1 protein-coding gene is annotated in these 473 nt (G+C 38.5%); it reads right to left on the reverse strand.

Translation table 11 applies throughout. The annotated features are described in order from the left end of the window. Positions 1-47: 47 nt before the first annotated feature. Positions 48-473, reverse strand: a 426-nt coding sequence (locus tag CYP28_RS10240; protein ID WP_103592881.1) for a hypothetical protein, incomplete at its 5' end; no start/stop codon positions are given.

Genomic DNA, 473 nt, shown 5'->3' on the forward strand with positions numbered 1-473 from the left:
GAATGTTTTGTCTAATCATCTTTATCTTATTATTACTTAAATTAATATTAAAAGAGAGAATACGAAAGTCTGTCTTTTTTATGAACGGATGATTGGAAAATAAGTTTGCAGAAGGCCGTTACAAATATTCTCCAGCCAGCTGAGAATTCTGTTTGACCTGCAAACACGAGGCCAAAAATTCCATATAAAATGAACATAATAATGATACCAGCTATAAAGCCAGCTACGATTTTGGCATATCGCGAAGCTTTTGGCTCTGTTTGGCCTCCAGCTTGTTCATCTTTTTGTTCTAAGTAGTCTTTAATTTTATATGCAATACCTATGGCAATGGCAAATGGCAGGATGCCAAATACCCATTTCCACCCCTTAATTGCGTTCACGAAGGTCGTTCTGCCTTCTTCGCCAGCTGTGTTAAGCTCTTTTAAGCCCTCTCCAGCATCTGCAAGCGCATTTGGTGCAAAAACGCATAGCAT

Origin of the sequence: Campylobacter concisus, from assembly GCF_002914195.1 — a bacterium.
GTDB lineage: Bacteria > Campylobacterota > Campylobacteria > Campylobacterales > Campylobacteraceae > Campylobacter_A > Campylobacter_A concisus_M.